This window comes from Acinetobacter sp. 40AMC3-4, from assembly GCF_049898185.1.
Lineage (GTDB): Bacteria > Pseudomonadota > Gammaproteobacteria > Pseudomonadales > Moraxellaceae > Acinetobacter.
Genome location: NZ_JAFCXG010000026.1, coordinates 1 through 8,589, shown reverse-complemented (window position 1 = coordinate 8,589; position 8,589 = coordinate 1). Strand labels below are relative to the sequence as shown.

General features: G+C 37.6%; 3 protein-coding genes and 4 pseudogenes. 3 read left to right on the top strand and 4 right to left on the bottom strand.

What is annotated here, in order from left to right:
- Positions 1-114: 114 nt before the first annotated feature.
- From ACP7BU_RS15225 to ACP7BU_RS15215, 3 genes and pseudogenes are all read right to left on the bottom strand, one after another.
- Positions 115-372, bottom strand: a pseudogene (locus ACP7BU_RS15225) (NADPH-dependent FMN reductase); the annotation flags it as partial.
- A 5-nt stretch (positions 373-377) separates the two neighbouring features.
- Complete coding sequence (gene arsB / locus ACP7BU_RS15220; protein ID WP_310078456.1) at positions 378-1,418, bottom strand: ACR3 family arsenite efflux transporter; 1,041 nt, start codon at positions 1,416-1,418, stop codon at positions 378-380.
- A gap of 4 nt (positions 1,419-1,422) precedes the next feature.
- On the bottom strand, positions 1,423-1,737 hold the full coding sequence (locus ACP7BU_RS15215) for an ArsR/SmtB family transcription factor (protein ID WP_310078455.1): 315 nt from the start codon (positions 1,735-1,737) through the stop codon (positions 1,423-1,425).
- An 82-nt stretch (positions 1,738-1,819) separates the two neighbouring features.
- On the opposite strand from ACP7BU_RS15215, the gene arsC reads away from it, so the two are divergent.
- The 3 genes and pseudogenes from arsC to ACP7BU_RS15200 all read left to right on the top strand — a co-directional run bounded on the left by arsC (position 1,820) and on the right by ACP7BU_RS15200 (position 3,580).
- Complete coding sequence (gene arsC / locus ACP7BU_RS15210) at positions 1,820-2,248, top strand: arsenate reductase (glutaredoxin) (RefSeq protein ID WP_310078454.1); 429 nt, start codon at positions 1,820-1,822, stop codon at positions 2,246-2,248.
- 134 nt (positions 2,249-2,382) lie between these two features.
- Positions 2,383-2,781, top strand: a pseudogene (locus ACP7BU_RS15205) (helix-turn-helix domain-containing protein); the annotation flags it as partial.
- Positions 2,782-2,832: 51 nt separating this feature from the next.
- Positions 2,833-3,580, top strand: a pseudogene (locus ACP7BU_RS15200) (IS5 family transposase).
- Positions 3,581-4,162: 582 nt separating this feature from the next.
- On the opposite strand, the pseudogene ACP7BU_RS15195 reads toward ACP7BU_RS15200, so the two are convergent.
- Positions 4,163-8,328, bottom strand: a pseudogene (locus ACP7BU_RS15195) (tyrosine-type recombinase/integrase).
- Positions 8,329-8,589: the final 261 nt, after the last annotated feature.

Below are 8,589 nucleotides of genomic sequence, written 5' to 3'. Positions count from 1 at the left end.
ATCGTCATTTTATTATGGTCAGCCTCAGGGTGAAGTGTGTCTAATCAACAGGGTTTTCGGTCTCTAAGTACTTTTTAAAGGGAACATCATCGACTCAAATCTCTATTTGCAACAGTGCCGTTCTTTTACCTTGGGATGCTGCATATCACCATCCTCAGGAAGAGGTAGCCCTTTAGGATGGAAAATTTTAACTTCTGCACCGAAGTACTCCAGGATTCGGCCTGCTTCCTGAACTGCTAAACGGCTATATGATCTCTCACGATTTGAGCCGTATAGAAGTAATATTTTGGGTGGATGATCCAGGTTTTTTGCTTGAACTTTTTCTAAAGTTGGCTTTTCCAGAAGACTGAAATCAATATTGGGTAAATTCATCAGATTTATATCTCTTTAAAAACTTTTTTTCTGAGCCATAGCGAGACTGTGACTAAGGCAATCAAGACAGGCACTTCAACCAATGGACCAATCACGGTAGTGAAGGCGACAGGGGAAGCTAATCCAAAAGTGGCAATCGCTACAGCCAGTGCTAATTCAAAATTATTGCCTGCCGCAGTAAAGGAAATAGCAGTCGTTTTAGGGTAATCATTACCCATCCACTTACTCATAAAGAAGCTGATGAAGAACATTGCAACAAAATAGATCGTCAAAGGAATAGCGATTCTAAGCACATCTAGAGGAAGGCTAATCACTTCACCACCTTTAAGACTGAACATGGCTACAATCGTGAATAAAAGTGCAATAAGGCTGATTGGGCTAATCTTTGGGATAAACTTAGTTTGATACCAATCCAAACCTTTCTGTTTGACTAAAATCAGCCGGGTTAAAAAACCAAGTAAGAATGGAATACCTAGATAAACCAGAACAGCATGGGTAATGGTCCAAAAGCTTACATCAATGATTTGTGCTTCTACCCCAAAGAATGGCGGTAAGAAGGTCAAGAACAACCAAGCATAAGTACTAAAGAACAAGATCTGGAAGATACTGTTAAACGCAACCAAGGCAGCAACATATTGATTATCCCCACATGCCAGACCATTCCAGACGAGGACCATCGCAATACATCGAGCTAAGCCTATGAGAATTAGGCCAGTCATATATTCAGGATAAGCGTGCAGAAAAATGATGGCCAAGCCAAACATTAAGCAAGGTGCAATGATCCAGTTTTGAACAAGAGATAATGTAAGGGTACGCTTATCCTCAAAAACTTTAGGTAAGGTTGCATAGTCAACTTTGGCAAGTGGTGGATACATCATCAAAATAAGCCCTATTGCGATAGGGATATTCACTGAATTAATGCTTAATTGATCTAATACGACAGATGTTTGAGGGAAAAATACCCCAATACCTACGCCTAATACCATGGCAATGAAAATCCATAGAGTTAGGTTTCGATCTAAGAATGAAAGCTTTGATGCGGACATTGAATTACTCGCATTGCATAGAGATAGATAAGTTGTTCGTAGGTTTATTTAATACTTCATCATTCAAAACACTGAATACTGCATTTACCCATTCTGGTAAATCAGGATTTAATCGGTAATACACCCATTGTCCCTTGCGCTCATCTAGCAAAATTGAAAGGTTACGGAGTAAAGCCAAGTGACGAGAAATTTTAGGTTGGCTCAGTTGTAATATCTCAGTGATTTCACAAACACATACATTTTGTCTTTCTAAAATAATTTTTAAAATATCTAGACGTGTCGGGTCAGATAGGCATTTAAAGAAATCTGCTTGATCCATAATCTATACTCTAATATATGCTATTGCAAATATACGCATATCCATATATATATGCAATATTATGAAGTCCTGAGTAAGTCCAATGTCATCAAAAGTTAAGATCTATCATAATCCAGCGTGCGGAACATCAAGAAATACACTGGCGCTAATTCGAAATACCGGAGAAGAACCTGAAGTTATTGAGTATCTGATCAACCCTCCAAGTAAAAGTGAACTCATTAATATAATTGAGAAATCAGGTCTTTCTGTACGTGAAGCTATTCGCAAAAACGTGGAACCTTTTGAAGCTCACAACTTGGATCAGCAGCACTGGACAGATGAACAGCTCATTAATTTTATGCTTGAGTATCCACTTTTAATTAACCGTCCATTTGTTGTGACTGAATTGGGGGTAAAACTATGTAGACCCTCTGAACTCGTTTTAGATATTTTGTCTGCGCCTCAATTAGGAGCTTTTACCAAAGAAGATGGTGAAATAATCATCGATAAAAATGGTAAGCGGATTAAATAAATCCGCCTCATTTAACATAATGGTTGATATACGAAATTGAAATGTTAGAAACCATTTAAAGTGTCTATATTCTCACCAATAAAAATGTCTAGTTTATGATGGTTTTTACCATCTGGACTGGATATAAATTAGAGATGTTGATCACTATGTCTGACAAGGAAATTCAACGTCTTGCAGTTCTGCAAGACGTTCGAGATCATCGTATTACCCAAGTCCGTGCTGCTGAAATTCTGAATCTTTCAACCCGTCAAATAACCCGATTATTGCAGAAGCTCAATCAAGATGGCATTTCAGGTCTGATGCATGCCAGTCGTGGTCAACCTGGTCCTCGTCGCCATGATGATTTATTAAAATCACAATGTCTTTCCATTATTTCTGAATATTTTCTTGGCTTTGGTCCTACATTGGCGCATGAGAAGCTTAGCAGCATGTTTGGGCTGAATATTCCTGTGGAAACAGTTCGTCGCTGGATGACTGCCAATGAGCTCTGGATTCCGCGATCCAAGCGTCTGAAACGTCCATATCAGCCTAGAGCCTGTCATCAATTAGCTTGAGAAAATCTAACCTGTCCTCATTATTTTTTCATGACTAAACGCTATGCATTAAGAGATGATCAGTGGGAGCAGATTAAGGATCTGTTACCTGGACGAGCGAGTACTGTTGGAGTAACTGCCAAAGATAACAGGCTATTTGTTGAAGCAGTATTGTATCGGTATCGTTCAGGTATTCCATGGCGAGACTTACCCGAACGCTTTGGGGATTTTAGAGTTGTGCACACTCGCTTTAGCCGTTGGGCTAAAGCAGGCGTATGGCAGAAAGTTTTTGAAGTGCTATCACATGAAAGTGATAATGAATATGCCATGCTAGACTCAACCATTGTGCGTGCTCATCAACACAGCGCCGGAAAAAAAAGAACAGGCAATCGGACGCAGTAAAGGTGGTTTAAGTACCAAAATTCATGCCCGTACTGATGCTTTAGGCAACCCAACAGGATTTTATCTCACTGCCGGGCAGACTCATGACTTAAATGGTGCTGATGTGCTGCTGGACTTATCGTTAAGTCAGACTTGGCTCATGGATAAAGCCTATAATTCTAAGGATCGGGTGATTGATCCAATCCATAAGATCAAGGGTCAGATCGTGATGCCATCCAAAAGTAACGCGATTGATCAGCGTGATTATGACCAACATCTTTATAAAGCAAGACATCTGATCGAGAACTTCTTCGCCAAGCTCAAGCAGTATCGAGGTATTGCTACGCGCTATGATAAATTGGCTCAAAACTTCCTGTCAGCAATCTACCTTGCTTCAATCATGATATGGCTTAATTGATGACACGCCCTAAGCATAATAGGCACAAAAAACTGTTAAAGCGGTTTTAATACTTCTGTAGTAATTTTCAGGTTTCCACGCCCGATTACAGATTTTGCTGTAACCTAATTATCAAATGGGTATCTTTTTCTTTGATCAAACCAAATTAGAATATTTTATTGATTTGTAAATGAAAAATATAAATAAATAAATAACGTATGGATCAAATTGAAAGCGAAGAAAAAAATCAAATTCGCGGATTTTCAGGCCTTTTAATCACTTATTAAGCTTAGGCTATTTCACCTAAGTAATCATGTTACATAGCTTCCAGCAGCAGACAAAACGCAATGGATAATGCGATGTTTTTTGGTTCTGTTGATCCATAAAAAATACTTAAGTCTCTATTATTAAGCTATAAATGAGCAGCAAGAAATTTTTCTAGTCAGGTAAATGATATTCATGCACACGTAGCTATCTCGAACAAATTCACAGAATTTGGCTGCACTTACATCCAAATTGTCATTTGAAATTAGCTCAATTAAGGTAGCGCTGTCTTTCAAACCTTTGTGTAACAAAGCGTGCATAAGTCATATATACTTAGATTCAGATATGATCTCCAATCGCTAAATATCGTACACTCAACCACGCAAGTACCCATCGCACGGCGCTTAATGACGCTTGTTGAGACATTATTCTAAAATAATCATATTTATTATGTTTCATCACTACCGGAAAAAACTGATGTTCTATAAGAAGTGAAAGCATAGGTTTATCTTCTGCCGTAAAATGCATCAATACTTTTGTTACATTACTCTCATACAACCATTTTTTTATTAACCAATTATAAGTGTCTGATTGGTTTCGTTCTAAATAATCAAATCGCTCTAAAATTTTTTGTGCGGAATTAAAATCTACAGCACTTAGTAATTCAGGCAAACGTGCTAACTTTCCTTGTGTCAATAATGGATGTCTTCCTATATTTGAACCACGTTTACCTGAAGGAATGTTTGACATCGTAATTAAAGCTCTCTTCCAGGACTCAATATCTAATTGTGGCTGCCCCTGCCCAGAAATAAGATACCGCTCAATATCTTCAATATTTTGAAATAGTTCGTGTTTAATTACTTTACCCGTCGAATTTCCTCTTTTTTGAGCATAGATTACCCACCTCTGAGTTTGTCTTTTTTTGAGTACATATTTTTCGATGGTATCTCTCAACTTATATTTTAGATTACTATTCTGTTGGTTAATCGCTTGGAAATGCCTGAATAAATTACTCCGACTCATGACTCGCTTAAAAAATGCAGTATGTAAATTGGGTTGCTGTTGTTGCATGCTATAGGCATAAGTAGCTAGAAATAAGATATGAATATAATGCTTTAATGTTGTCGATTCATGTAAAGGTCCAAGTACTCGACCAATCGCCTTAATCCCTTGACCGACCTGTCCTTCATTGCCTACTAGCGTATTAAATTGTTCATTCGATGGCATCCAATTTTGTAGCCATGGCAGTTCTATCGTGAGCACTTTAAAATCCACCACTGTTTGCAAACACTTTAAAGTATATGCACTTGCAAACGTATGTCTTAAATGATGTAAGCTGAGATCAACATCTCCAGTGACTTTCTTTAATATTTGAGATATTTGATCAAAAAAAGGCTTATGTTCACTGTTCTCATCAGACATTAATATCGAATATTCTTTATTTTGATAAACATCATCTAATCCCTTTTTAATCGTCTGACTTAATAAATTCATCGGAACAACACGTTCTGATCCGAGTGTTTTTAGCTGATGCTCACCATAAGGACGAATTCTGAGCATATCCTCATCAATATCTAAGGGCCGTAAATGAAGTGTCTCTGAACGGCGTACACCCATCGCCGCAGATAAACGAAAATGACGCTGAATCTCTAGACGTAAAACAGTATCATTCACCCCAGATTCTACAGATTGTAATATTTGAACGATCTGCCGCACTTCATTTTTTGAAAAAACCTTAGCACTTGCTTGATGCGCTGTACGCTTGTGTAACTTTATACGATCATCATTTAATTGAATTAAAAATTCTCTAAAGCGATTCCATGCAGCGAGATGCTTGCGGTGTGGAAAATGCTCTTGCGTCAACTCCATCCATTTTTGAAATACATCTTCATCAATCTGGCTATCTTTTGTTAAATCTTCTGAAAACCCCAATATACCTGCACTGACGATGGCCAAATGTAGATGAATCATATTTCGATTCTGTAGACTTAACTCTTCTGCATCACAGCGTAAAATCAACCATTGCACAAAGCATGTTAATAAATTGACTGAGTAGTGATTCGTTTTATTACTAGCAAGCTGTTTAAGCCAAATGCTTGATCTAGACTCACCTTTTAGTTGCTGAATCATCGCTAAAATATCAGACAAATGTAGTTGCTCATCGCCTATTTCTATTTCACTTTCTGGCTCAGTGCTATCTAAACCTGTGGTTAATTTTTCATATTCGGATAAGCGTAATAATTCATTTATTGAAAGATCTTCAGTCAGGACTTGGCCTGATATATAACCTGCAATCAACGGAGTGCTATTTAACATCACCTTTTACTGTAAAGCTTTCAACCATTGAGCTAACGATAGAGTTGACTTAAGCCCTATTTGTTTTAAATATGTATTAAAACACTTTTGCCAAGCCGTTCTTTTTTGATTTCTTGACTGTGCTAAAATCTCTTTTAATCGGGGCTGTAGATACTGTCGGTCTACTAAAATTAAAGTCGAGACATAAGGACTTAACAGTACTGTACGGCGTATCTTCGTCACAGATCTATCATTATTCACTGTCAGCTCAACGAGACGACTATTCCCCATAGCGACTATATGTTGATCAGAAGCAATAAACTCCAACATCGCTTGTAAATGGCTCACTCTGCACAGTTGTGAATACATGGAGAGTACAACCAGCAAACGTCCTATTTCAACATCACAATTTTGATGTTCAGGTAAATGTTCTAAATCCTTCTGAATATGATCAAGTAAGTTTTGTTCAATATAACCCCATGTACTAAAACTATTTTCAGATGTCAGCCATGTACGATTAGCTTTTTGAGGAAGTTGAACGAATAAAGGAATTTTCGTTTTATCGCGAATATAAGCACAATATGCCTTGATAGCTTCTGGCAAATCAATGTTTGTATTTTTAGCTAAATGTGAAGCTAATACATGTCCAAGCTCTAAAGCTACTTGTGGCTCAGGATTTTCCCCAAAAATCAACGGACAATAGGACTTATACTCTGAGTTTTTCAGCCATTCTTTTACATCATTTTCTGAATATTGTATTCTCGGCTTCGTCTCTACTTGAGCTGTTTTAGTCTCTTGGGTTAAAACAAATGTTGGAATATGCTTGATTTTAAAAAAATCAAAACCTTCAAGACATTCGAAACCTAATTGTTTTTGCAGGTTTTCTTGTACATCAAGCCACTGTTGTTTAAAAACTGATACAGGAAATACAGATAACATATCCCATGGATAACGCCCCCGTATCCAGTGCCCAAGTCCAGCATCCTTGAACCGTCCAAGTAACTGATTATGATCAGAGCGAACCAACTTCCGTGCCCAATTTCTAACTAAACCTTCAATCTGATGAGGATCACAAAGTTGCACAGCATAAGATGATAAATCAACACGTGGTTCAACTTGCTCCCCCAGCATTACCATCAAACCACGTAAACCTTGAATCTGTTTGATCAACGCTGGCGTCAATGGTACATAACGATCGGTTGATTCATCTTGATGATGTTTATCTTGAATCAATGCCCAGCCTTGCTGACTTATCCACTTTGGAAAGGGTTGCTTAATTCCTCGTCCTGCAGTTGCAAGATTCATCCATAATGCCGTATACAACGTTAAGTTATCAAAGAGCACCTGCCAATTTTTCTGTTCATAAGCCTGATTTATTCTGTTTTTTATTCGTGTAATTTCATTTTGTATTTCAACAATCTTTATTCCAATCGGGCTACCCACGCGTTCACTTGAAGTGTGTATGTATTGAGGAATATCAATTTTTATCGTTCTTAAACAATCAGCCCATAATTGCTCAAGTTGCCTCTGTTCAAAAGAGGCATAATGAATCAAGTTATCATAATTTCGACCTGATGCATTCGTCACTGCTTTAACGACAGCTAAATCACCTTGGCTATGATCATATAACAACCGTGGAAGAATATCTCGAATGCTTTTGAGGCTGATTTCTAGCTCTTTAGGTACACGGTTAATCAGTTCACTCACGTCACGTTCAACTGCCATATGATGTCTTGTAATCCCAAGATTTTTGACTTGACTCACTAAATCATTGAGTTCAATCGGTAAAACCAAATGTAATTCATTGGTCCATGGCACATGAAATTTAGAATCTTCTGGTTTTTTTTGAGTGTCGGTGTCCCTGCAAACACACTTAATACATATGCAGATAAAGTATGATCATACTGAATAGCAATATTATTCTGATCTGCATTTTGACTAAAACGAGGCGCTGTTAATTCACTCACCGAACGTCCTGTGAGTAAACTTAATATTAAAGCTAATTTTGCGCGTAAAATTAAGCTGGTATCAGTATGAGATGGTTGACAGAGCCTAAATATTTCTTGAATTGAATTTAAGGACAATCGCGATTTGGTCCAAACTAAACCAACATTTGCAGCTTCAATATGTTGAGAAGTAGACTTAGAGGCATAAAAACCTCGAATTAAATCGGATTGTTCTGCCAAAAAAAATGTAAACAATGGCTCCAATGGTGTTTCATCTTCTTCAATCTCATCATGCTCAAATACATCAGAGACTAGACCACGATGAATTTCATCTACATCCTCTAAAGGTTGAATAGCAATACTTAATGAGCCGTATCGTTGCAAGATCAGTTTTCTATGCTTTAACTGTGTGATTCATAGACATCATTTCAATATAATTGGTGTCTATGAACAGAGAAATTCAACAAAGACTCGTATGGGTTAAATTATTTGAAGAGACCAATGATGCTGGCCTAGTCTGTCGGA

Coding starts and splice junctions, on each gene's coding strand:
- arsB (WP_310078456.1), bottom strand. CDS start 1,418: ATGTCCGCATCAAAGCTTTCATTCTTAGATCGAAACCTAACTCTATGG.
- arsC (WP_310078454.1), top strand. CDS start 1,820: ATGTCATCAAAAGTTAAGATCTATCATAATCCAGCGTGCGGAACATCA.
- ACP7BU_RS15215 (WP_310078455.1), bottom strand. CDS start 1,737: ATGGATCAAGCAGATTTCTTTAAATGCCTATCTGACCCGACACGTCTA.